This window comes from Streptomyces griseicoloratus, assembly GCF_014534645.1.
GTDB classification, from domain to species: domain Bacteria; phylum Actinomycetota; class Actinomycetes; order Streptomycetales; family Streptomycetaceae; genus Streptomyces; species Streptomyces griseicoloratus.
The window spans coordinates 169,561-192,375 of record NZ_JACVQF010000211.1 but is presented as its reverse complement, the minus strand read 5'-3'; the positions used below and the strand labels follow the sequence as shown (position 1 = coordinate 192,375).

24 protein-coding genes are annotated in these 22,815 nt (G+C 68.1%); 11 read left to right on the top strand and 13 right to left on the bottom strand.

Translation table 11 applies throughout. From position 1 onward, the window contains the following. The 3 genes from H0H10_RS25390 to H0H10_RS25380 all read right to left on the bottom strand — a co-directional run. Positions 1-200 (bottom strand): GntR family transcriptional regulator (locus H0H10_RS25390; RefSeq protein WP_188183414.1); only part of this gene is annotated, 200 nt, incomplete at its 3' end. Between the two features lie 89 nt (positions 201-289). Beyond that, positions 290-727 (bottom strand): ATP-binding protein, encoded by a 438-nt coding sequence (locus H0H10_RS25385; RefSeq protein WP_188183413.1) that lies wholly within the window; start codon positions 725-727, stop codon positions 290-292. Between the two features lie 280 nt (positions 728-1,007). Then, positions 1,008-1,748, bottom strand: a complete 741-nt coding sequence (locus tag H0H10_RS25380) for a GntR family transcriptional regulator (protein WP_188183412.1) — start codon at positions 1,746-1,748, stop codon at positions 1,008-1,010. A gap of 85 nt (positions 1,749-1,833) precedes the next feature. On the opposite strand from H0H10_RS25380, the gene H0H10_RS25375 reads away from it, so the two are divergent. Beyond that, positions 1,834-2,922 (top strand): DUF1152 domain-containing protein, encoded by a 1,089-nt coding sequence (locus H0H10_RS25375; protein WP_188183411.1) that lies wholly within the window; start codon positions 1,834-1,836, stop codon positions 2,920-2,922. Beyond that, positions 2,919-3,161: a hypothetical protein gene (locus H0H10_RS25370; RefSeq protein WP_188183410.1), complete on the top strand. Its 243-nt coding sequence runs from the start codon at positions 2,919-2,921 to the stop codon at positions 3,159-3,161. The genes H0H10_RS25375 and H0H10_RS25370 overlap by 4 nt, the downstream gene beginning before the upstream one ends. 149 nt (positions 3,162-3,310) lie before the next feature. Here H0H10_RS25370 and H0H10_RS25365 read toward each other — a convergent pair whose 3' ends face one another. From H0H10_RS25365 to H0H10_RS25350, 4 genes are all read right to left on the bottom strand, one after another. After that, positions 3,311-4,573, bottom strand: a complete 1,263-nt coding sequence (locus tag H0H10_RS25365) for a DNA adenine methylase (RefSeq protein ID WP_188183409.1) — start codon at positions 4,571-4,573, stop codon at positions 3,311-3,313. A gap of 5 nt (positions 4,574-4,578) precedes the next feature. After that, positions 4,579-5,925 (bottom strand): hypothetical protein, encoded by a 1,347-nt coding sequence (locus tag H0H10_RS25360; RefSeq protein WP_188183408.1) that lies wholly within the window; start codon positions 5,923-5,925, stop codon positions 4,579-4,581. A 65-nt stretch (positions 5,926-5,990) separates the two neighbouring features. Next, complete coding sequence (locus H0H10_RS25355) at positions 5,991-7,991, bottom strand: ATP-binding protein (protein ID WP_309141889.1); 2,001 nt, start codon at positions 7,989-7,991, stop codon at positions 5,991-5,993. 912 nt (positions 7,992-8,903) lie between these two features. Continuing rightward, a complete protein-coding gene (locus H0H10_RS25350; protein WP_188183407.1) occupies positions 8,904-9,317 on the bottom strand; it encodes a winged helix-turn-helix transcriptional regulator in 414 nt (137 codons plus the stop codon). Positions 9,318-9,380: 63 nt separating this feature from the next. On the opposite strand from H0H10_RS25350, the gene H0H10_RS25345 reads away from it, so the two are divergent. Beyond that, the gene (locus tag H0H10_RS25345) at positions 9,381-9,800 is read left to right on the top strand and encodes a YybH family protein (RefSeq protein WP_188183406.1); all 420 of its coding nucleotides are present in this window, start codon (positions 9,381-9,383) and stop codon (positions 9,798-9,800) included. A gap of 321 nt (positions 9,801-10,121) precedes the next feature. Next, positions 10,122-10,577 (top strand): GNAT family N-acetyltransferase, encoded by a 456-nt coding sequence (locus H0H10_RS25340; RefSeq protein ID WP_188183405.1) that lies wholly within the window; start codon positions 10,122-10,124, stop codon positions 10,575-10,577. A gap of 23 nt (positions 10,578-10,600) precedes the next feature. Here H0H10_RS25340 and H0H10_RS40210 read toward each other — a convergent pair whose 3' ends face one another. The 4 genes from H0H10_RS40210 to H0H10_RS25325 form a co-directional block, all read right to left on the bottom strand. Further along, the gene (locus H0H10_RS40210; RefSeq protein ID WP_223180384.1) at positions 10,601-10,990 is read right to left on the bottom strand and encodes a DUF6083 domain-containing protein; all 390 of its coding nucleotides are present in this window, start codon (positions 10,988-10,990) and stop codon (positions 10,601-10,603) included. A 230-nt stretch (positions 10,991-11,220) separates the two neighbouring features. Then, positions 11,221-11,793: a hypothetical protein gene (locus H0H10_RS25335; RefSeq protein WP_309141888.1), complete on the bottom strand. Its 573-nt coding sequence runs from the start codon at positions 11,791-11,793 to the stop codon at positions 11,221-11,223. 46 nt (positions 11,794-11,839) lie between these two features. Next, the gene (locus tag H0H10_RS25330) at positions 11,840-12,181 is read right to left on the bottom strand and encodes a VOC family protein (RefSeq protein ID WP_188183404.1); all 342 of its coding nucleotides are present in this window, start codon (positions 12,179-12,181) and stop codon (positions 11,840-11,842) included. Between the two features lie 40 nt (positions 12,182-12,221). Continuing rightward, entirely contained in the window at positions 12,222-12,503 is a 282-nt protein-coding gene (locus H0H10_RS25325) for a hypothetical protein (protein ID WP_306420975.1), read from the bottom strand. 176 nt (positions 12,504-12,679) lie between these two features. Here H0H10_RS25325 and H0H10_RS25320 point away from each other — a divergent pair, with 176 nt between their 5' ends. From H0H10_RS25320 to H0H10_RS25310, 3 genes are read left to right on the top strand one after another with little or no spacing between them, the layout of a single operon-like run. Beyond that, positions 12,680-13,507, top strand: a complete 828-nt coding sequence (locus tag H0H10_RS25320; protein ID WP_188183403.1) for an LLM class F420-dependent oxidoreductase — start codon at positions 12,680-12,682, stop codon at positions 13,505-13,507. A 17-nt stretch (positions 13,508-13,524) separates the two neighbouring features. Further along, the gene (locus H0H10_RS25315) at positions 13,525-14,031 is read left to right on the top strand and encodes a TIGR03668 family PPOX class F420-dependent oxidoreductase (protein WP_188183402.1); all 507 of its coding nucleotides are present in this window, start codon (positions 13,525-13,527) and stop codon (positions 14,029-14,031) included. 7 nt (positions 14,032-14,038) lie between these two features. Beyond that, entirely contained in the window at positions 14,039-15,451 is a 1,413-nt protein-coding gene (locus tag H0H10_RS25310) for an RtcB family protein (RefSeq protein ID WP_188183401.1), read from the top strand. Positions 15,452-15,536: 85 nt separating this feature from the next. On the opposite strand, the gene H0H10_RS25305 is transcribed toward H0H10_RS25310, so the two are convergent. Beyond that, positions 15,537-15,992 (bottom strand): archease, encoded by a 456-nt coding sequence (locus H0H10_RS25305; protein WP_188183400.1) that lies wholly within the window; start codon positions 15,990-15,992, stop codon positions 15,537-15,539. 158 nt (positions 15,993-16,150) lie between these two features. Beyond that, entirely contained in the window at positions 16,151-17,950 is a 1,800-nt protein-coding gene (locus tag H0H10_RS25300) for an FAD-dependent oxidoreductase (RefSeq protein ID WP_444875695.1), read from the bottom strand. Between the two features lie 508 nt (positions 17,951-18,458). Between H0H10_RS25300 and H0H10_RS25295 the strand changes: the two genes are divergently transcribed. The 4 genes from H0H10_RS25295 to H0H10_RS25280 all read left to right on the top strand — a co-directional run bounded on the left by H0H10_RS25295 (position 18,459) and on the right by H0H10_RS25280 (position 22,808). Then, the gene (locus H0H10_RS25295; protein ID WP_188183399.1) at positions 18,459-19,715 is read left to right on the top strand and encodes a SchA/CurD-like domain-containing protein; all 1,257 of its coding nucleotides are present in this window, start codon (positions 18,459-18,461) and stop codon (positions 19,713-19,715) included. A gap of 107 nt (positions 19,716-19,822) precedes the next feature. Further along, positions 19,823-20,266 (top strand): cupin domain-containing protein, encoded by a 444-nt coding sequence (locus H0H10_RS25290; protein WP_188183398.1) that lies wholly within the window; start codon positions 19,823-19,825, stop codon positions 20,264-20,266. After that, positions 20,263-21,558: a beta-ketoacyl-[acyl-carrier-protein] synthase family protein gene (locus tag H0H10_RS25285; protein ID WP_188183397.1), complete on the top strand. Its 1,296-nt coding sequence runs from the start codon at positions 20,263-20,265 to the stop codon at positions 21,556-21,558. Before H0H10_RS25290 ends, H0H10_RS25285 begins: the two co-directional genes overlap by 4 nt. Continuing rightward, positions 21,555-22,808 (top strand): ketosynthase chain-length factor, encoded by a 1,254-nt coding sequence (locus H0H10_RS25280; protein WP_188183396.1) that lies wholly within the window; start codon positions 21,555-21,557, stop codon positions 22,806-22,808. Before H0H10_RS25285 ends, H0H10_RS25280 begins: the two co-directional genes overlap by 4 nt. Positions 22,809-22,815: the final 7 nt, after the last annotated feature.

The window sequence follows — 22,815 nt, the reverse complement described above, 5'->3', positions numbered from 1 at the left end:
CCCTGCCGGGACTCGAGCCAGCCGTCCCGCTTCAGCAGCTCCAGAGCCCGGACGACGGTCGGGCGGGACATCCCGAAGGCCTGCACCAACTGGTTCTCGCTCGGTACGCGGGTGCCGGGCGCGTACGTGCCGTCCTCGATGCGCCGCTGAAGCGTCTGCGCGAGGCGCACGTACTTCGGTGGCTCCACTTCATACGCCATGAACGCCGCCCGTCAGGATTGGCCAAGTCAACTGGTCAACCAGCCTAGCGACAGATTCACGGTGGCAGTAGAAGAGGTGGGCTATCCCATCACGCCGGCCAGGCATCGGCGACCACGAAGGAGACGACCGTTCCACCGAAGCAGCTGGGCCCGGAGCGCCAGGAGTCGGCGATGGAGTCGACCAGGAGCAATCCCCGCCCGTGGGCGTCGTCCGCCTCCGGGTGCCGCAGCCGCACACTCGCCGGGAAGCCCGGGTTGTGCACGTCGACGCGGAGCGAGGTTCCCTCGCGGTACCACTCGACCCGCACCACCCACGAGTCGTCCGACCTCCCGTAGCGGATGGCGTTGGTCACCAGTTCCGAGATCATCAGCGTGCAGTCGTCGATCGAGCAGGCCGGGTTGTACGGAGCGATGAACTTGCGGAACCAGCGCCGGGCGCGGGGGACGGACTCGGGCTCCGGATGCAAGGTCATCGCTCCGAGCCGCGGCGAGTCCTCACAGGGGTGGCGGTCGATCGTGTAGGCCATGCGTGCTCACTCCTTGCCGCTGCCGTCGCAGTCGAGGCAGCGCCGCTTCGACGTGGCACGGTCGCGGTCGTTGGCCGTGGAGAGCGCCAGCGCCGTTCGGGAGCCGACGCGCTTCCATCCACGCCCCCGACACCCCCGGCAAGCTAACCGCGCGCCCTGTACCGGCCGCCGACTCGTCACGTCGTGCCCCCTTCACCTCAAGTGGCCTTAGCCACTTTCTGGATAGTGGCGTTAGCCACTTGAGAGGTGCAAGCGGTTCGCCGGAACTGGCGAGTCGTCGTCAGGTGAGCGGGTAGCCCTGCTCGAACGCCCAGCGGTGCGGCGGGTAGGTGGCTTCGGCGAACTCCAGAGGGCGGTCCTGGAGGTCGAAGACGACATGATGGACGATGAGAACCGCGGATCCCGGCTCCAACCTCAGATCAGCCGCTTCCTCGTCCGTAGCGGACCGAGCGCACATACGGTCCTCGGCATAGCTGCCTTGGCGCCCGGTCATCCGCTCGACGTACATGAGCGTCCCTTCCTGGATCCGCTCGGGATCCGTGAGCTTGGGCGCCCGCTGGCCGACGTCCGCAGCGAACCACGAAGTGGACAAGTTGATTGGACCGTCCTGGTTGTTCGTCACCCGCCGGCGGTGCACGGCCCGACGATCCTTCACCAGCCCCAGGGCCTCGGCGACGTAGTCCGGAGCCTCCAGCCAACCGGCCGAAGTGATCACTGCGTACTCACCGGGCGTGTAGATCTTCCCGGTCTGTCGGGCACGCCCATACAACTCCCTTGCCCTGCGGTTCACTTCCAGGCTGCGCACGTACGTCCCCGAGCCCTGACGCTTCTCGACCAGGCCCTGATGGCTCAGTGCCTCCAACGACCGCGCGGCCGTAGGTCGGGATACCTTCCAGTCCGCGGCGAGCTGCCGTTCCGAGGGAACCTCGTCCCCCGGCCGCAGGTCACCCCGAAGGATCTGGTCACGGATGTAGTGGGCGATCTGGAGATACTTCGGCTGGGCCTCTTCGATCTGCGGCATCTCCCCTCCCTTCCTCGTCCAAGTGGCTATGGCCTTTAGCCACTATAGGGTGAGTGGCCAACCCATGAACCCGTACTCTGAGCGCATGACGCGGTTGATCGTCGCAGCAGGAGGAGGGGGCGACGCAGTCGCCGCCGCCATGCTTCACGCCGCCCTCTACGGCGACGAAGACCAGGCGGTGATCCTCACGTACGCGTGGGACCGCCTCCTGATCGACCCCCTCCCGGGACCACGGGGAGCCGACAGCTTCACGGGACTCGAACCCGTCACTCAGTCCGTCTGGTCGGTGCCGGCCGAGGCCCAGCCGATCGCCCCGGCGGGCTCCACACTCCCCCGACTCGCGACAGAGCTCCCGCACACACTGGCTCTGCTCGACCCGCACCACGGCGCCGAGGGCATCACTCGCCAGCTCGAAGAGCTGGTGTCCCACCTGGCGCCGGCCTCGATCGATCTGCTCGACGTTGGCGGCGACATCCTCGCCCAGGGCGACGAACCCACCCTCAAGAGCCCCCTCGCCGACGCCCTCACCCTCGCCGCCTGCTGCCAGGTCAACGCCCCGATCCGGCTCCTGGTCGCAGGCCCCGGTCTGGACGGCGAGATCTCCCCCGACGACCTGCGCCCTCTGTTCGGCACTTCCGTCCACACCTTCACGGCCGAGGACGTGGAGACGATCGGCAGCATCCTGGAATGGCACCCCTCGGAGGCCACCGCCATGCTCGCCGCAACAGCCCGAGGAGCCCGCGGCATCTGCGAGGTGCGCGACGCCGGCCTTCCCGTCGCCCTCACCGACGAAGGACCCACGGTCCACGAAGTCGACCTGGACGACGCGGTCAGCCGCAACAGCCTGGCCCGCGCCATCATGACGACCGCCACCCTGGACGAGGCCGAGGCACACAGCCGCGAAATCTGCGGCTTCTCGGAGATCGACTACGAACGCAACAAGGCAGCATGGCTCGCTGAGCGGCCACCGACGAAGCTGAACCCCGGCGACGTACTGTCTCGACTCGACCAGTTCCAGAGTGAGGCCCGAGCCCGCGGAGTCACCCACACGACGTTCCGCCACATCACCGAGGCCTTGAGCCTCAGAGGCTCCCAGCGCGACGAGCTACGCCGGCTTCTCATCCACAGCCGACCGGGCCAGTACGACGCCCCGCTGTGGAGCATCGGAGCATGAGCGCGTTCGCCAGCGACCTAGGCCTGGACGGCATTCGGGACGCAGCCGGATATGACACAGAAGTCGACGTAGCCGTACACCTGCACGACGGCACCGTCAGGCTCTCGATCCTCTGGACACAAGAGATCCTGCTGAACGCCGACGACGCCGACCAAGTGGCCCAGGCACTTCAGCGCGCAGCAGAACAAGCACGCAGGATCACAGCAACCAGAGGACCGGACAGGTCAACCAGCACCTGAGTCCTACTGAGTTACAACCTTCTCTACGGGTTCAAGGCGGCTCGCTCCGCTCCCCGCGCGGCGGCGCTCGGTGTGCGCGCCGGCGCTCCTGTCTCCGCCACGCTCCGGCACGCACACCGAGCGCCGCCCTCAACCTTTCAACAGGCGAGTCAAGATGCCTCCGCTTTGCCCAGCGGACGCAGTTGATCGTCGACCGGAACAGTTGTAGGCGGCAACGTAGTAATTAGCAGCTCGTCAGCAGAACGCTTGCCGACACGACCAGCTGCCGTATACCGGGTGCTGACCAGCCGCTTGGTGATTCTCCAACGTCGAACCCCGAGTGACTCGCGGTCGGACTCAGACGGCGACATTCGATCGGGTGCATAGAACCAAGGACTTTGAGTGAGTATTGGATGATTATCGTAACTAAGGAGCCACCGGAACTGGGCCTTGGTTCGCAGATACTCGGCGAGGCCCAGATGCAGGCTGTCATCCCATGGCCGAGATGAGCCGAGACCGTCACCCCCATAACCGCCGCGGGGGTCGAACGAGGTGCGGTAAAGAAGTGACGACTTCTCTACATACGGGGGATCCAAGTAGGCGACGACCCGAGATGGCAGAAGCTGCGGATATCGCTCAGGAATATCGTCTAGAGTCTGCCTCCAGTCCTTGCACCAGACATCAACGAGGCGGCCGGTGTCATAAAGATGACCGACATACTGAAGGCGCTCAGCGATGGCTTCAGGATTCCAGCGACACCCTATCGGATACTTACTCGCTTGCGCGCGCCCGCCGATAGGACCAGCTTTGCCGTGCAAAATACCGGAAAAAGTCGTGCGATTAAGGAAAAGGCACTTAGTTGCGACTTCCAGCCTAAGGTCACTCGACTTCAAGCCGGCGCCGGGTGCCCAATTACGCCAATAATCCCATCGCTCTACGGCAATGGCACCACCACCACGAACGAATCGCTTCCATTCGTCATACATGCGATCCACAAGCCGCTCTGTATCGTCGGCCGCCGCCTGCCAGAAGGCGGCAACGAGCGGGTCGGCATCCGCAAGAAGGATACGTTCGACGACCCCCTCCCCGATCATGCGCAATGAAGCAGAAGCGCCGCCAGCAAATGGCTCGACAAGAAGGTTCACTTCAGGCACCGCACGGGATTTAGTCGCCGTGGTGATAACCCGCGCGATAACTGGAGCAAGCGATGATTTAGCACCCGGATAACGCAGCGGAGACTGGTAGCGACCGCGCGCCAGCTGATGCGAAATGGCCGAAAGGTCGGCAACCAGACGCTTAGTCTCTCTATTTACCTCATTGCCCGTTTCTGGCGGAACGGTCGATTGACTGAGCTCGGATGGGAGGTCAGAGGTGGCTGGCAGGGCATCAGGCATGATGACATCATGCCTGATGAAGGCAGGGTTCTGAACCATACCAACTACCTCTTGAAATACGTCGGCGGCTGAACGGCTTGGAGGTCGACTTTCAACCCGGGAATGTTTTGCTGCGCCATCATCGTAAGGACAGAACGGCCAACCCCCAGCGGCAGGGCAGCCGCCGAGTGCGCCAGTGCCACTGGAACGACGGCATGCCGATACATACGAGTCCGTAGCGAGTCAAGCACCTCGCAGATGAGACGGAGCGTGGGGTAGGCCTCCCACCCTTCAGCCTCGGCACTCCCGTCATACGGAGAGATTCCAGGAGCCGGGTTCACCGTGATAACCAACACATCTCCCGAACTTGTTCGGTAGATGAAGCGCCGGCCGTAAAACTCATCAACCCCGTACTGGTTGCTTGCAGGCCTGCCAGAAATCCGGTTAATGTAGTCATTCGTCAATCGCATAACATGACCGACAGGTATCAAATCGCGGATCTGCTCGGCATGCTCAACGAATGCTCCAGACTTCTCGATCCCAACCATTAGTGGCGCCACGAGGCCCTGCGTTTTGCACCATCTACTCATGTCACTGAGGTACGTTTGGAAGCGGCGCTTCAGCGGCGCAAGCGGACCGAACATCGCAAGCGGGCCATCAGTTATGAATATCGTATGCTGGAGAACCGTGGGTGCCGTATTGGAAAAGAAGTCCAAATAGCAGAGTGACATGAGGCGCTCGGATGCCGTCATGACACGCCCCAACGGCGTGAAGTTCGAACCCTCGACGTTATATTCCTCGTGAGTTCGAAGCACGTCGGCAAGATAAAGGTGATCTTGACATGAGGGGCACACTCCACCGTTTGCATCAACAGTCAAGGTGTTCTCATCTCGCGCCTTCAACCCGCACCCCGGGCAAACCCGGAGAGGGATCCTTTTCGCCGGCGCGGCCTTCGTCCCGTGCAGCGCCAAAAGCCCATCGGCCAAAGTCATTGTCGTGCTTGAGTCGAAACGGGAGTTAAGGAGAAATGCATCTAGCTCGCTTCTCCAAGTCTCTATCCCGGTCATACCTGGCCGCGCCAACTGGGACCCAGGCAGCGCCACATCGAAAGCATATTCGGTTTGCGATTGACGAACGACGCGAGGGTCGATGTAGCGGACATTTCTCAAGCTGCGGAAGACGTCCAGTTGCACCATGGATCCGGCGACCCGCAGGTAGCCCACTTTGACTGTCGGATGGTCACGCGTCGCTTCCACCTCAGTGTCCGAACCGTCCACAGTGATGGAGAAGTCGACATCCTTTGCATTACCAACGAGGGGCAGCTTCTCAAGCGGACTGCACAATTCAGCTATCGCCTCGGTGCTCTTCGGCTTGGCGGTCGTGATCTCCCAACGCTGTAGGGCGTTCTTCACCGCCTCGTTCCGGACCGTTCCAACATGCCCAAGGCGCGAAGCTTTCTCTCCCTCGTAAGACACAATCACTCACCTGTCTCCACGAAAGAGATGGCGTCCAAGCCAGCGGCCTTGCGCGCCTCATTGACCATTGAGTGATCGAATTGCGCGATCTGCACTGGCACGATGTACTTTCCGGAGTAAGTCTTCATGCGCGCGAAGCCGACATCCTCAGCACGCAGAATGCTAGGCACCCAGACCTTGAAGTCGTAGTAGTGTGCCAACTCCCGCGTTTCATGATCGGAATTCAGGTGAGCGATCAGCCAATTCGACGTATTCGAAAGAATCCGCTTATCGACGGACGTCACCTCTTGGGTCGCATAAATTAGACCCATCCGATATTTAGCAGCCTCCTTCGAAAGTCGAACCCAGGGATTAGAGGCAACCTCTCGCCCGCCGCGCTCGAAGAGGTTGTGCGCCTCCTCCACAATGATTTGCAGTGCCGCTGGATCCTGGTCTGCTCGGAAGCGCTCGCCGGCACGGTTGAGGAGATGGGTGACGATACGTTCGGACATGACCTTGGTCACGTCTTCGTTGCCACTCGACAAGTCCACAATTGCCAGCCTCCCCGCAAGCATGTCCTGCCAAAGGAGTTCTGCAACGTCACCGGCCGACTCCGCCCCATGGAAGGCGCGAATCGAACGGATGGCCGAAGTGACGCCGGTGTACTCATACACGCCGTAAATATCGGGAAACCTGCTGTTTTCAACATCGTGCCACTTCGGAAATTGATCCGGCCTTTTGCCGACCCACGTGGCAAGTGCAAGGGCAGCGCCCGGCGTAGCTATGCTGTAATAGCCGCGACCAGCCGGGGAAATAGCGCCAGGATGTTTCTCAAGGAAGGCTTCAGCATTATCTGCGCCAAGTGAAATCCGAAGCGGCGGAATGCTATCCGCAGAGAACCCGCACTTAGCTAGTAGACCATAGAGGGCAACTAGTGCCCAGCCCCAGCGATTGTGTGCGCTGTAGTTCTGCGGGTCGGGTTCGGTGAAATCAGCGGCACGGAAAGACTTAGCGTAGTTGGTGTTAACCGTGGCGGCAGCGTCACTTACCAGACTCCACGCAGCATCGAGGACGTCGCGGTCGTAAAAGTTCAGCCGGAGAGTCTTCTCACGTGAGTCAGAAGGATCTGGATTTACCTTGTAAATGCGTACGGTGCTGTCATCGTCGCCGAGAAGTCGGAGCCCAGTCCCGTCCTGCTTATTTACATTGGCGTACTCGCCTTGCGGATCAAAGATCAGTTGACCGATAGACTTCTGATGCTCCGACCCATACCTATGAATGGCGGTGGCCAACGTCTTGATCGTATTGGATTTTCCCGTTCGCGTCATGCCGAACACTGCAGTCTTCCGACCAACAAAGTCAGACACATCGATACGGACCTGGGCCTGATCAGTGCCAGCAACCAAAGCTTTCCGTCGCGTTGCCGCGAATCGAACCTTTCCGATTGTTAGGGCGTCACGAGCGTCGGCTGGTTCTGGATACGAGGCAATCCATGACAGAACTTCGAGGGAAGGTAGGAAGACCTGGTAACGCGCAGATACAACGACATTATCAATGTCTGCCCCATATTTGATTTCTGCGTCCCGGGCATCTGTCTCCGTGTAGAAGGTCCCGAGGACCTCGCAATCAAAGGCAGACTGCTGCAGCTCGTTACGGGTGAGGTCGTCGGTGACGTCATCGAAGCCGACACCCGATGCTCCTGCATCCCGCACCACAGCCAGGCGCGTCTGAATCAGCTCCGCTTCATTCGGGAGCGGCGCAGTTCCCCGGACGCGGAGGAGAATGATTTCCTGGTCTTCCAGTATGAATCCAGCTTCTGTGCTGTCGCCTGCAACCGCGAGAAGAAAGCCGCCGCGGGGAACGCCTCCCGCTTGCTGCTTCTTGAAGTCATCGGTCAGCACGACAGCAGAATCGTAGTCAAGCCGGAAGACGCCGCCCACCGGCATGCATCCCTTGTTGATCAGAGCAGTGAGCGGCTTCCGAAGCTCGGTACCTGCTTGCACTGCTTGCGCGATCCCCACCACGTGGTACTCCCCCCAACCTGCCGCGCTACAGGGCGGCAGCCCCATGATCAAGACGGCCTCATCTTGAGTGGCAGGTATCGTACACCTAATCGCTGACTTGCCATCAGGAAGAGGGGCGATCAGTTGCAGACGGGGGGCGCAACAGTCGCCGACGGAAATCAGTGATGCATCCTTGCGTGGTTCCGGTACTTGACCCGCGATCTCACAAGCTGCTGAAACCCGCGCCTGAGGGCAAAACGCCACCAGGACGCTCCGACTCCGAGGGGTTCCGGGGCGCACGCGACGACGGCACCATCGGCTTTTCGGGGCTCCGCCCCAAGCCCCGGCCCTCTTTCTGAGGGGTGGTTCCACCCTGGCGACGTCTGTCGTGGCAGATCGCGGGTGAGGTCCCTCGTCGGTCGGACACCCTGCGGGCGTACCCGGAACCTCCGAGGGGCGCCAAGGCCAAGCGCAAGCGTCACGGAGTGAGCCTTGGCGCCCCTCGGAGAACCCGGGTGCGGCGAAGCTGCCCGACCGACGAGGGACCCCACCCGCTCAGGTCAGACGTGCGCCTACCGGCCCGAGGCCTGGGGCCGGCATAGGTACGCATCCACTTGACACATCTGCCTGCGGACCGGCGATCGCGGACTATCCGTGGACGAGGACATGCATGACGGCCATCAGCAGGCTGCTGACCTGCGCGGACACCGTAAAATTTGACGGCCTCCGGAGCCGTGTGCGCAGGTTCGAATCCTGCCGGGGGCACCCCTTGTGAGGTGCCTAAAGACCCCGTCACCAGCGGCAACGCTGAGGTCGGGGTCTTCGCGCATGTGGAGGCGTGTGCGCCCGGAGCGGCCGTATGCCGGGGTCTGTGGGCGAGGCGTGGAAGGGATCTTGAAGCGTCGCCGCAGGGAGACGGCTCTGTTCGGCCGATCAGTGAGCTGGGCTCGTCTCATGGCCACTCTCAGCCCCGCTGTCTCGTACCGACGCCTCCGCTCCCCAGTCCCACAGAGCCTGGAGGACAGGGCCGAGGCGGTGTCCGCTCGGGGTGAGTGCGTAGCGCACGCGTGGCGGCCAGCCCGGTCGACGGTCGCGCTCGACGACTCCGGCCTCGCCCAGTTGTGCCAACCGGTCGGACAGCACCTTGTCCGACAACATGGGCAGGGCCGCGCGCAGCTCGCTGTAGGAGCGGTCGCCACGCAGCAGTTCGCGAACCACCAGCGTCGTCCAGCGACCGTGCAGTGCCGACAGAGTGATCTCCACCGGGCACTCGGGGGTGGGTGCGGTGACGTTCGCGCGCGGGTCGTCGGGGAGCCCTGCCGGGTGACCAACCGTTCGGTGAGTCACGAGATCGCCTCCTAACGTGTGGGGCACTTCGATTCTCCCGGCCCGGAAGGACGTCTGTCGATCATGCGAGCCTTGGCCGATCGGCCCGAAGAAGTGCCCGCGGTGTTCGCCGAGCGGTTCAACAGCGGCGACGCCGCCGCGTTGGCGCAGGTCTACGAGGACGCGGCGGTGCTGGTCCCGCAGCCGGGGATGCCGGTGAACGGCCCGGACCTGCACACCGCAAACAGCCGCCTGCAAAAGCTCGGAGTTCCCATCGCGGTCCGTCCGCGGCATGTGTACCGCAGCGGAGACGTGGCGCTGCTGATAGTCGACTGGGTCATCGACGGGACCGGCCCGGAGGGACAGGCCGTGCACGTCGAGGGCACTGCCACCGACATCGCCCGGCGGGGTCCGGACGGCCGTTGGCGGTATGTCATCGACAACCCCTTCGGCACCCGCGCACAGCAACTCCCGACCGAGGACACCGTGGAACCAGCGTTCTGAGCAAGCACACCTGGAAAACACCGAGGCCTCTGGTGGATGCCAGGGGCTTCGGGCATGGCCGGGTGGTCTCAGTCGTACTCGCGTGCGCATCGTCGTGTCAGGCCGTGCTGCTCTCCTCCGGAAGCTGCCTTGGACGCGGTCGCAGTCCGGCGTGCCAGTGCCGGTCCAGATCGCCTGCGTCGAATACGCTGCGAAGATGTCCGACCTGGCGCGCGCAATATCGCGGGCGCATGGGAATGCCTCCCGGTGGCGGCTTTTCGCGTAGGCCCGGATGGCGCAGCTGCCGGAATGCGGAAGGGGTGTGACATTCAATCCCCAGGCGTGCATCTGCGTGAGATCACCGACGACAACCGGGATGCCGTTCGCGGCCTCCATGTCCGAGGTGATCAGAAGCAGTTCGTCGCCTCCGTGTCCAAGTCGCTCAAGGAGGCGGCGAAGAAGCCGGAGGCCAACCCCTGGTATCGCGCCGTGTACCGCGGTGACGAACCAGTCGGTTTCGTCATGCTTTCGTGGAAGCCGCCGGTGGGTCCTTACAAAGGGCGTCACTTCCTCTGGCGCTTCCTCGTCGACAAGCGGTACCAGAGGCGAGGGATCGGCCGTGAGGCGCTCATGCAGGTCGCCACGCTGGTGCGCGCGGACGGCGCCACCGAGCTGCTGACCAGCTACGAGCCCGGTGAGGGCGAACCGTGGCCCTTCTATCAGAAGTTCGGGTTCGAGCGCACCGGGGAGATCGATGACGGTGAGATCGTTCTGCGACTCACCTTTCCCGCTCGGTGAGCTGGTGTACGCAAGCGTGACCGTTACCCCGCATCCGGCCATTCCTCCGGAGGCTCCGACGGCTCCGGGGCAGCTTGCAACTGCCGTTCCGCTCGCCGCCCGTTCTCCGCTCGCAGCGCCGTCAGCCACGGCCAGAGGTCTGGTAGCCGTTGTGCCGAGCAAGCCAGCCGGTGCTCGATACGGCACCGTTGAAATGGGTCTGGCGGACAGACGCCGTAGACGGTGACCCGACCGTCGGAGAGCTCGATCCACCGGTGCTCCGCCGGCACCGTATGGGCCAGCGGCGTCATGTCCGGTTCCAAGAAGACCCATTCGTGCTCAAGCGTCGCCACTCGGTCCTGAAGCAAACCGCAGTACAGGCAGCGCAACTGCCCGCCATTCAGTCGACGCGGCTCCCCCTGTAATGGCCCCATGACGTCCAGAGTCGGCAGCTCGGCAGCACATGCGTAGAGCGCGAATCGGACGGGACCCATGTGGCGGCCGACTGCTGGCGAGACGGAACGCGACGCGGCAGGTGCTACTGGCAACCTGAGGCTGCGGGCGTGCGGCTCGTACGCGACGAAGCACCCAGCCGTGAGCTCGGCTCCACCCCGTGCGACCGCCCAACCAGCGCTCGGGCCGAGGCTTTCGTCCGTCGATGCTCTCAGGTCGGTTCGTCTTGTTGTTGCCAGGCTCGGGGCCAGTTGCCGGAGGGTGGGGGTGGTCCGGTTATGCCCAGGTCGCGGCGAGCGAGGGTGTAGAAATCGTCGCGGGCTTGGCTCAGGTGGCGGATCGCCTGCTCCCAGCCTGGCGGGTCGGTTTTCAGGCCGCGGGCGTAGAGTTCGATGTTCCAGACTGCTTCGTGCCATTTACGGGCCGCGCCTATCGTTTCGGCGTCGCCGACGAGCAGGACCGATTCCCACTCGGCCGCGCGGCGTGCCTCGGCTTCGGCCAGCTGGGTGAGGCCCTGTTCCGGGTCCAGCGGGTCGACGGCGTGCTGGAAGCCCCTTGATGCGCCGATGCGCTGCGCGATGTTGATCTGGTGCTTCAGGGTGTTCGCGTAGGACGCGTACGTGTCCAGTCTCTTCTGGTCCCAGCGTTCGGCTCTGGCCCGTCGCCACCGGCTGCGTTCCGTGAGGCTTGTCGCCGCGTAGGAGCCGACGGCTCCTACGGCCACGCCGATCAGGGCCGGTAGCTGCTCCCACAACGCCGATCCCCCCTCATGGCTGACGTACACGGTAGGAGACACAGTGCCGTACTCGATCGGCTCGGGGTAGGTGTGCTCAGAGGGGGGCTGTGCCGAAGCCGATCTCGTTGCCGTCCGGGTCCCGGTACATGGCCTTGCGTACGCCGTTCGCGTATGTCTCGCGGTTCCAGGGCTTCAGGCCCCGGTTGGTGATCCCGGCGACGCGGGCGTCGAAGTCGTCGACGAAGACGGTGTGCATGGCGTGGCCGGCGTGACCGGGGCGGTGTTCGATGTACAGGTAGCGGTGCTCCGCCAGCTCCCACACCGCCTCCGTGTCGTTCGGGATGAACGTCGGCGGGGAGCCGAGCAGCCGCTCGTACCAGGCCAGCGCCGCTGCGTAGTCGTTGACGGGGATGCCTGCGAAGAGGTCGACGGCCATGGCGCCATCGTAGGTCCCGGGCGGCCGGGTGGCGGCCCGGTCAATGGTGCATCGCGGTGCGGTCGTGTGGGTCGTACGCGCGTGGCCTTCTGTGGCGGCGGTGTGACGCGCCGCTCTTCACCGCGGCCAGGGCCAGGCAGAAGATCAGGGCCAGCGCGAGGCCGGAGCTGAAGATCGCCAGTGCGTTCAGGGTGACGATCTGCTGGCCGAGCACCGACACGGTGTACTCGGGGCCGCCGGACAGGTTTCCGATGATCAACAGGGCCGTGAAGGCTCCGGTGACGGCGAGGAGGAGCAGTCCGAGGAACAGCATTCGGGTCATCTCCCGGATTCGAGTCATCTCCCGGGACGCTCGGGAGGAGTGCGGACCGGTCGTCGACGAGTACCCCTCGTCCCTGCGGCCACGCGGCCGTCGGACGGGAGGGGGAGGGAGGGGGAGAGAGGGCGGCCAGCGGGTACGCGGATGGTCCGGCGGTCGCGAGGAGTGGAGTGGGGCAGATGGAGTTCGGAGTCTCGACCTTTCTCACCGACGAGGGCATCGGGCCGGCCGCGCTCGGCCCCGCCCTGGAGGAGCGTGGCTTCGACGCCCTGTTCCTCGCGGAGCACAGCCACATCCCGGTCTCCCGGGAGACCCCCTACCCCGAGGGCGGCGAGCTGCCCCGCATGTACTACCGCACCCTCGACCCCTTGGTCGCCCTCGGCGCGGTCGCCGTCGCCAGCCGGAACCTGCTCCTCGGCACCGGCATCGCCCTGATCGTCCAGCGGGATCCGATCCACACCGCCAAGGAGGTCGCCACGCTCGACCTGATCTCCCAGGGCCGGGCCGTGTTCGGGGTCGGCGCCGGATGGAACCGGGAGGAGATGCGCAACCACGGCACCGACCCGCGCACCCGGGGCCGGCTGATGGACGAGCGCGTCCGCGCGGTCATCGCGCTGTGGACCCAGGAGGAGGCCGAGTTCCACGGCGAGTTCGTCGACTTCGACCCCGTCTTCTCCTGGCCCAAGCCGGTGCAGCAGCCCCACCCGCCGGTCTACGTCGGAGGTGACAGCGAGCGGACCTTCGAAAGGGTGGCCGAGTACGGGTCGGCGTGGATGCCCAGCGGCGTCCACCCCAAGGAGCTGGGCCCGCGGATCGACCGGATGCGGCAGGTGACGGGCGCCGCGACACCCGTGGTGGTGTACGCCGCCCCGCACGCCCCGGAGGCGCTCGAGGGCTACGCCGGGCTCGGCGTCGAGCGGGTGCTGCTGTACCTGCCGACCCTTCCGGAGGACGAGACGCTGCGGACCCTCGACGAGTACGCCGCGGCCGTCTCGGCGCACCGCTGAGGCGGAAGGGGTCCGTGATGCCGGAGATGGGACGGGACGAGGCGCGGCGGCGGTTCGGTGCGGCCCGGGTCGCGCGGCTGGCGACGGTCGACCCCGCGGGACGCCCGCAGCTCGTACCGGTCGTCTTCGCCCGGGACGGCGACGCCGTCGTCACCGCCGTCGACCACAAGCCGAAGCGCTCGCAGCGGCTCGGGCGGCTGCGCAACATCGCCGCGCATCCGGCCGTCAGCCTTCTGGTGGATCTCTACGACGAGGACTGGGACCGCCTGTGGTGGGTACGGGCCGACGGAGACGCACGTGTCCTGCCGCCCGACGACGCGCCGGCACAGCCGGAATACGCCGCCGCCATGGAGCTGCTGCGGAGCAAGTACCCCCAGTACCGGCAGCGCCCGCCGGAGGGACCGGTGATCGCGGTCGGTGTTCTGCGGTGGACCGGCTGGCGGGCCGTGCAGGAAGACGACGGGGACAGGGAGACGACGGGGCCCGGCCTGGTGGACGGGTCCCAGGACCCTGACCGACTGTGAGGCCGCCATGGAACTCGTCGAGGAGCGCCCCTACCGCTACCGCATCGAACCCCGGGGACCGATGCGGGTGCCCGGGGTGGTGTTCGCCTCCCGGAACCTGCTCGCCGACGCCCGGCAGTCGCTGGAGCAGGTCGCCAACGTGGCCACTCTGCCCGGCATCGTCGTCGCCTCGTACGCCATGCCGGACATCCACTGGGGCTACGGCTTCCCCATCGGCGGCGTGGCCGCGACCGACCTCGACGACGGCGGGGTCGTGTCCCCCGGCGGGGTCGGCTTCGACATCTCCTGCGGGGTGCGGCTGCTGGCGGCCGACGCCGACCGGCGGACGGTGGAGCCCGCCCTGCCCGCGATCATGGACGCCCTGGACCGGTCGATCCCGCGCGGCGCGGGCCCCGGCGGCGTGTGGAAGATGACCGGCCCCGGGCAACTGGAGCGGATCCTGAACGGCGGCTCCCGGTACGCCGTCGACGAGGGGTACGGCGAACAGCGCGACCTGACCCGCTGCGAGGACGGCGGAGCGGTCGCCGACGCCGACGTCGAGCAGGTGAGTGCGCGGGCCCGCGAGCGCGGCCTCGGGCAGGTCGGCAGCCTGGGGTCCGCCAACCACTTCCTGGAGGTCCAGGAGGTCGCCGACGTGTCCGACGAGCGGGTCGCGGCCGCGTTCGGACTCTCCGCGGGACAGGTGTGCGTGATGATCCACTGCGGTTCGCGGGGTCTCGGCCACCAGATCTGCACCGATCACGTCCGGGCGATGGACCACGCCATGAGCCGGTACGGCATCACCGTGCCCGACCGGCAGCTCGCCTGCACGCCGGTGGACTCCCCGGAGGGACGGGACTATCTGGGCGCGATGGCCGCGGCCGCCAACTACGGGCGGGCCAATCGCCAGCTGCTCTCCCACGCCGCACGCCGGGCCTTCGAGAAGGCGGCGGGCGTGCGCCTGTCGCTGGTGTACGACGTGTCCCACAACCTCGCCAAGATCGAGACCCACACGGTGGCCGGATCGCGGCGGCGCCTGTGCGTGCACCGCAAGGGCGCCACCCGTGCCTTCCCGCCCGGCCACCCCGACCTGCCCGAGGACCTGCGGGAGTACGGGCAGCCGGTGCTGATCCCCGGAACGATGGGCACGGCCTCGTACGTCCTGGCCGGAGTGCCCGAGGGCGACGCCTTCTTCTCCACCTGCCACGGCGCCGGCCGTGTGATGAGCCGCCACCGGGCGGCACGTGCGGTCACCGGCAAGGAGCTGCGGACCCGGCTGGAGGCCGACGGCATCGCGGTGCGCCCGAAGTCGTGGCGGGGGCTGGCCGAGGAGGCTCCGGAGGCGTACAAGGACGTCGGTGCGGTGGTCGCCGCGAGCGAGGGGGCGGGGTTGTGCCGTACGGTGGCGCGGCTGGTTCCGCTGGGGGTGGTCAAGGGCTGACCCGTCGTGTCCGAGTCACAGCGGCGGCCGTGGCGGACGTTCGTCTCAGACGTCCGTCTCATACGTTTCGTTTCATACGTCCGTCTCATACGTCCACAGTCACCGCGCACGACCAGCCGTACGCGTCCGGGCCGAACCGCAGCTCGTGCCAGGAGACGCCCTTCGGGGCCGCACCGACGATCTCCACATCCGCCAGCGCGGCGACGGCCAGGCGCACCTCCAGGCCGCCGTCGGCCGCCTCCGTCTCGATGTCGACGGGCACCTGTCCGTGCACCTCCAGCCGGTAGACCACCTCGTCCAGCAGGGCGGCCAGCAGTTCGTCGCCGCTGGCCTCGGCGAAGCGCACCCGTTCCACGGCGGTGGGCCGGACCGCGGAGACGTCCGCGAAGCAGCCCACCAAGCCGAGGGCGGCCTCCGCCAGGCACTCCTCCCGGCTCGCGCCCCATGCCTCGATGCGCACGTCGGCGGTGTGCGGCACCAGCCTGTGTCCGCTCACGCCCTGCCGCCGCGCCGCCCTCTCGTCATCCGATTCGCCGACCATGTCCCTCACCTGCCCGCTCGGCGGTCCGGTACTGCGTGCGCGGAGCCGTCCGGCTGACCGCGTCCCCATCGTGCGGATGCCCCGGGGCCGGGCCGGGGATGTTCCCCTCCGGCCCGGCCCCGGGGCCCCTCGGTCGCGTCGTGCCGCCTCACGCCGCGTCACGCCGGTCGGGACAGGACCGTCCTCAGCACCTCGCGCAGCACCGACACCGGGTCCGGGGCGGGGCCCGGGGAGCGCCAGGCCACGAATCCGTCGGGGCGGACGAGGACCGCGCCCTGGCGGGTGACGCCGTGGGGCCCGGCCCAGTCGGTGCCGGCGTCGTCCGGGACCAGGTCGGCGTCCGGTGCCGTGCCGATGCGGTACGACGTCAGCGGGACCGACATCTCCTCGGCCAGGTGTGTCGCCGCCTTGTGCCAGTCGCCGCCCTCCGTCGCGTCGGTGAGCAGGACGAGGATGCGTTCGTAGAGGTCGATGGTGGAGACGCGGTCGGTGTCGGCGCCCCGGCGGAGCCACAGGTGGGGGGCCCTGCTGCCCGGGGCGCCGGTGAGGTCCAGTCCGTCCGGCACGACCGGGGCCGCCGGGTCTGCGCCGACCACGGCGCCCTGGGGGTAGCGATAGCCGAGGGCGACGTTGAGGATGCCGCGGCCCGGGCCCCCGCCGGGTCCACCGGCGCCCGGGCCGCCAACGGGACCGCCACCGGGGCCTCCGGGACCGCCGGGGCCGCCACGGCCTTCCGGTCCTCCCGGTGCTCCTGCCCCTCCCGGTCCCCCCGGACCGCCGGGGCCTCCGGGACCGCCGGCCGGGCCTCCAGGCCCACCCGGACCGGCCACGTCTCCCACCCCGCCGGCCGGTGGTGTGAAGCCGGGGTGGCTGTGTTCCACCGAGCGGCCCGCCGCGCGGGCGCTTGTCGCCTCCGCGACCGGGCGGCGTTCGGCGTCGTAGGTGTCGAGCAGGCCCTCGCCGGCCCAGCCCTCCAGCACCGCCGCCAGTTTCCAGGCCAGGTTGTGGGCGTCCTGGATGCCGGTGTTGGAGCCGAAGGCGCCGGTGGGGGACATCTCGTGGGCCGAGTCGCCGGCCAGCAGGACGCGGCCCGACCGGTAGCTGCGTGCCACGCGCTGGGCGGCGTGCCAGGGGGCCCGGCCGGTGATCTCGACGTCGAGGTCCGGGTCGCCGACCGCCCGGCGGATGTGGTCGATGCAGCGTTCGTCGGTGAATTCCTCGAGGGCTTCGCCGTGCTCGGGGTGCCAGGGGGCGTGGAAGACCCAGTTCTCCACGTTGTCCACCGGGAGCAGCGCTCCGTCGGCGTCCGGGGTGGTCAGGTAGCAGACGATGAAGCGGCGGTCGCCCACGTGGTCGGCGAGGCGGCGGGAGCGGAAGGTGATGCTGATGTTGTGGAAGAGGTCGCCGGGGCCGCTCTGTCCGATGCCGAGCTGTTCGCGGACGGGGCTGCGGGGGCCGTCGGCGGCCACGAGGTAGTCCGCGCGGATCGTGGTGTGTTCGCCCGTGTCCCGGCTCTTCACGATCGCCGTGACACCGTCCGCGTCGGCGTCGAACGACAGCAGTTCCGTGTGGAAGCGCAGGTCGCCGCCGAGGGCGAGGGCGTGGTCGAGGAGTTGCGGTTCCAGGTCGTTCTGGCTGCACAGGCACCATGAGCTGGGGCTGAAGCGGGCCAGTCCGTTGCCGGGGTCGATCTCCTTGAACAGCCACTCGCCCGCGTCGCCGACGAGCGTGGGCGTCTGGAGGATGCCGTGGTTGTCGGCCAGTGTGGCGGCCGCCCGGCGGATGGCGGGCTCGACGCCGGCCACCCGGAAGAGCTCCATCGTGCGGACGTTGTTGCCGCGCCCGCGGGGGTGGATGGAGGTGCCCGCGTGGCGCTCCACCAGCGTGTGCGGGATGCCCAGCCGGCCGAGGAACACCGAGGTCGACAGGCCGACCAGGGAGCCTCCGACGATGAGCACCGGGACCCGGTGGACTCCGGGTGCGGCCCCACCGGCCCGATCGGCCAGATCGGCCAGATCGGCCTGACCAGCTCGATCGGCTCGTACGGTCCCTTCGGCTCGTACAGCCCCTTCGGCTTGCTCGGCTCGTTCGTTCATCGCTCGTCCTCCATGGCGTCGTGTCCTCCGTCGTGCTGGGTCGCGTGGTTGTGACGCGTCGTCGTCATGACGTGTCGTCGTGGTGACGTGTGGTCAGGACCGTTGTCGGGACGTGTTGTCGGGACGTCTCGTCGGGACGTCTCGTCGGGACGTGTGGGCGGGGTCGGGCACGGGTCCGGCCGGGATCTTCATGCATGCCCCGCGATGCTCGCGGCGGCTCAGGCTTCACCCGCTTAACCCGTCTGGTTCGCGGTCCCTCGGGGTACGGCCCACGATCGTGCTTACGCGACCGGCGGCCTGCGTCGTCATGCGACGCGGCGCGGTGGTCGCTCCCCAGTCCATGAGGAAGTTCCCCGAGAAGAGGTGGCGGATGACGGTCTCTCCCGCCCTGTCGACAGACGCCGTCCCGACAGACGCCGTGGCGACAGACGCCGCGCCGACGGACGCCGTGTCCGCCGGCGCCGCGTCCGCGAGGGCCCCGGGTGCCTGGGCCGCGGCCGCGGACGGCGTCTCCACGTCGGCGTTCGACGGATCCCGCGTGCGGGTCGTTCTGATGCTGGACATCCACGACGGAACCCAGCAGGAGTTCCTGGAGGCCTACGAGCGCATTCGTCACCGGGTCGCCGCCGTGCCGGGCCATGTCAGCGACCAGTTGTGCCAGTCCCTGGAGAATCCCACCCAGTGGCTCCTCACCAGTGAGTGGGAGAGCGCGGCTCCCTTCCTGGCCTGGGTCAACAGCGAGGAGCACCTGGACACGGTCCAGCCCCTGCAGAACTGCGTCCGCGACACGCGCTCGCTGCGCTACAGCGTCCTGCGGGAGACCGCCGGCGTCCACGCGGGGCCGCGCACGGGGCCCGACGAGCAGTTGCGGGCCGCTCCCCGGGTGGGGAGCAACGTGGTCCGGCACGCGCTGACCTTCACCGTGCGGCCCGGCAGCGAGGCCGAGGTCGCCGAGATCCTCGCCAACTACGCATCGCCCGAGCCGCGTGTCGACGATGCCACGCGGCTGCTGCGCACCTCGCTGTTCCTGCACGGCAACCGGATCGTTCGGGCGGTGGAGGTGCGGGGCGATCTGCAGACCGCGCTGCGCCATGTCGCCCGGCAGCCCGAGGTGCGGGCCGTCGAGGAGGCGCTCAACCCCCATCTGGAGCAGGAGCGCGACCTCGACGATCCCCAGTCCGCCCGGCGGTTCTTCACCCTGGCCGCCATGCCGGCCGTCCACCATGTGGCGTCCGGGGGCGAGACGGCGGCGGACACGCGGCGGATCGCGCTGTTCTATCCGGTCGCGCCCGGCGCCGGTGCCGGACTGGCCCGGCTGCTGGCCCGTCAGGACGAGGCCGCGGCCCACGTGCCGGACAGTCCGGTCCGCGCCGCCACCGTCTTCCATCGCGACGACTTCGTCGTACGGGTCGTCGACGTGGCGGGTGATCCGGACGACGCGCCCGCGTTCGTCCTGGCCCTGCGGGGGGCCGCCGGTGACGGCGGTGTCGCCGCGGAGGCCGGACGGCTGCTGGACACGGCCGCCGCCGGCGTCGACGGGCCGTTGACGGACGACCGCACGCTGCTGCGGCTGCTCGCGCACGCCCGTATGCGGCCCCTGACGGACCGGCGGTCGCCGGCCTCCTGACCTCGCGGCCCCGGCCGACCGGCGTCCGCCGGCCCGGTGCCTCCCGGCGCCGTCCGTGCCGCGTCCCCTACCCCTCCCACCGCCTTCCGTTCTCCGGAGTGACCGATATGACAGACCAGCAGGCACGCATCGTCTCCCTCGGCGACGTAGCGCCGAACCGCCGGCGCGGCGGTGACCTCCGCGCCCTTCTCACCCCCAGCACGGCCGGGTCGACCAGCGGCTTCATGGGCGTGGCCATCGTGCAGCCCGGCGAGCGCATCGGTGAGCACTACCACCCGTACTCCGAGGAGTTCGTGTACGTCACCGAGGGCTCGTTCGAGGTCGACGTGGACGGCGCACCCCACTCCCTGCGGACCGGGCAGGGGATGCTGATCCCGCCGAATGTGCGGCACCGCTTCCGCAACGTCTCGGACGCCGAGGCGCGCATCGTCTTCCACCTGGGTCCGCTGGCCCCGCGGCCGGAGCTCGGCCATGTCGACACGGAGGACGAGGCGCAGGGGAACGCGCCCGGGGACGAGCGCCCCGCGGCCACGGCGGAGGTGGCGTCATGACCGGACGTCGGGTGGCGGTCACGGGCATAGGCGTCGTCGCCCCGGGCGGCATCGGCGTCCCGCAGTTCTGGGACCTTCTGTCGGCCGGCCGTACGGCGACGCGTCGGATCTCCCTGTTCGACCCGGCCGGGCTGCGTTCGCAGATCGCCGCCGAGTGCGACTTCGATCCCTCGGCGCACGGGCTGGACCTCGCGACGGTCCAGCGGTCCGACCGGTACGTGCAGTTCGCGCTCGTCGCCGCCGCCGAGGCGGTGCGGGACGCGGACCTCGACCTCGGCCGGGAGGACCCGTGGCGGGCGGGCGCCACGCTGGGCACGGCCGTCGGGGGCACCACCCGCCTGGAACACGACTACGTCCTGGTCAGTGAGCGCGGCTCGCGGTGGGACGTCGACGACCGCAAGGCCGAACCGCATCTGCAGCGCGCCTTCACCCCCAGCACGCTGGCCTCGGCGGTGGCGGAGCGGTTCGGCCTCCACGGTCCGGTGCAGACCGTGTCCACCGGGTGCACGTCCGGCCTGGACGCGGTGGGGTACGCCTACCACGCCGTCGCCGAGGGACGCGCCGACGTGTGCCTGGCGGGCGCGGCGGACTCGCCGATATCGCCGATCACGATGGCCTGCTTCGACGCCATCAAGGCGACCTCGCCGAACAACGACGACCCCGCGCACGCCTCCCGTCCGTTCGACGCCGACCGCAACGGGTTCGTGATGGGCGAGGGTGCCGCGGTGCTCGTCCTGGAGGAACTGGAGCACGCCCGGGCCCGCGGGGCGGCGGTGTACTGCGAGATCTCCGGCTACGCGACCTTCGGCAACGCCTACCACATGACCGGGCTCACCAAGGAGGGCCTGGAGATGGCGCGGGCGATCGACACCGCGCTCGACATGGCCCGGCTGGACGGTTCGGACGTCGACTACGTCAACGCGCACGGCTCGGGCACCCAGCAGAACGACCGGCACGAGACCGCGGCGGTCAAGCGGTCGCTGGGCGAACACGCCTACGCGACCCCGATGAGCTCGATCAAGTCCATGGTGGGTCACTCGCTCGGCGCGATCGGCTCCATAGAGCTCGCCGCGTGTGTCCTGGCGCTGGCCCACCAGGTGGTGCCGCCCACGGCCAACTACCAGACCCCCGACCCCGAGTGCGACCTGGACTACGTGCCGCGCGAGGCACGGGAGCGGGCTCTGCGGCACGTGCTGTCCGTGGGGAGCGGCTTCGGCGGCTTCCAGTCCGCGGTCGTTCTGAGCGGCTCGGGTCCCGGTTCCGGTTCCGGCTTCGAAGGAGGACGGCGATGAGCGGACGACAACCGCCCCGGCGCGCGGTCGTCACCGGCCTGGGCGTGGTGGCCCCGCACGGCATCGGGGCCGAGGCGTTCTGGAAGGCGACCGCGGACGGCACCAGCAGCCTGGGTCCCGTCACCCGGGAGGGCTGCGCCCACCTGCCGCTGCGGGTGGCGGGCGAGGTGCGCGGCTTCGACGCCGACGAGCTGATCGAGGGGAGGTACCTGGTCCAGACCGACCGGTACACGCACTTCGCCCTGGCGGCGGCCGAGATGGCCCTGGCGGACGCGCGGTTCGGCCGTGCCGACGTCGAGTCGCCGTACTCGGTGGGCGTGGTGACGGCCGCGGGCTCGGGCGGGGGCGAGTTCGGGCAGCGAGAGCTGCAGAACCTGTGGGGTCAGGGGTCGCGGTACGTCGGCCCGTACCAGTCGATCGCCTGGTTCTACGCGGCCAGCACCGGCCAGATCTCCATCCGCAACGACTTCAAGGGCCCCTGCGGTGTGGTGGCCGGTGACGAGGCGGGCGGTCTGGACGCCCTGGCGCGTGCCGCGCTGTCCGTGCGGCAGGGCACCGACACGGTCGTCTGCGGGGCGACGGAGGCGCCGCTGGCCCCGTACTCGATCGTCTGCCAGTTGGGCTATCCGGAGCTGAGCCGGGCGACGGAACCGGACCACGCGTACCGTCCGTTCACCAGTGCCGCCTGCGGCTTCGTTCCCGCCGAGGGCGGGGCCGTGCTGGTGGTGGAGGCCGAGGAGACGGCGCGGGAGCGTGGGGCCGAGGCGCGGGCGACGGTGGCCGGGCACGCGGCGACGTTCACCGGCGCCTCCCGCTGGGAGGAGTCCCGGGCCGGGCTGGCCCGGGCGATCGAGGGGGCGCTGGCGGAGGCCGGCTGCCGGCCCGAGGACGTGGACGTCGTGTTCGCCGACGCCCTCGGCGTCCCGGAGGCGGACCGCGCCGAGGCCCTCGCACTGGCGGACGCGCTCGGCCCGCACGCGCGGCGGGTGCCCGTCACCGCGCCCAAGACCGGGACCGGACGGGCGTACTGCGCGGCGCCGGTGCTCGACGTGGCGACCGCGGTGCTCGCGATGGAGCACGGACTGATCCCGCCCACGCCGCACGTGTTCGACGTGTGCCACGACCTCGACCTGGTGGCCGGCCGGGCACGGCCGGCCGAGCCGCGCACCGCCCTGGTCCTCAGCCGAGGACTCATGGGCTTCAACTCGGCGCTCGTCCTGCGACGGGGCGCCGCGCCATCCCCCGAGTGAAGGAGCA